Annotated in this window: 1 protein-coding gene; it reads right to left on the bottom strand. The window is 40.0% G+C overall.

Translation table 11 applies throughout. The features are described from left to right. Positions 1-159 precede the first annotated feature (159 nt). Positions 160-650: helix-turn-helix domain-containing protein (locus KJQ99_RS09475; RefSeq protein ID WP_214150679.1), on the bottom strand; the 491-nt coding region annotated here is incomplete at its 5' end.

The raw sequence follows: 650 nt of genomic DNA on the forward strand, positions 1-650 counted from the left end.
GCCTTTTAACTTCATGATACTTGTCAAACTTATTACTGATGCGCTTACGTTCATCATAGTAAGTTGACCGTTTCAACTCTAATTTAGACAGTAAGTCATTAAGCCTGAAACGTTCAGCTTTAGGCATTTGTAACTGTTCGGCCCTGATCTGGTCAAGAATCATCGTTTTCCGTCGTGCTTTGAGTTCCAGAACAGGGCCGCCGCTTTTTTTAATATGGCTGCGTCCAGACGTGCATCATACAATTCTTTCTTTAGCTTGATAATTTCAGCCTTCAGCCGCTCATTTTCGCTCAATTCTGATGATGTTGGTTTCTTTTCCGGGTGTTTTGGTGATTTCATTTGTTTTGGCTTCCTTCCCTTTTGATGAGGACGCAAAGCTTCTATACCACCCGTTTTAAATAGTGTCCTCCAATGGGATACTTGACCTGGAAGCAGATCAAACCTGGCAGCAACTTCAGCTATGGTTACCTCATGTGTTTGATAATAGTCTATCACAGCCAGTTTAAAATCAGTGTCAAATATTCTTTTATTTCTACTATGACGAATTTTACCTTGAAGTCGATATGTTTGAATCCAGCTTCGAACAACCCTTGAATTGAGGTTGTATTCTCGAGCTAATTGGATACTCGTTGCCATTCCCTGATTATATT

Source organism: Campylobacter sp. 2018MI13 (genome assembly GCF_018501135.1).
In the GTDB taxonomy this organism is placed as follows: domain Bacteria; phylum Campylobacterota; class Campylobacteria; order Campylobacterales; family Campylobacteraceae; genus Campylobacter_E.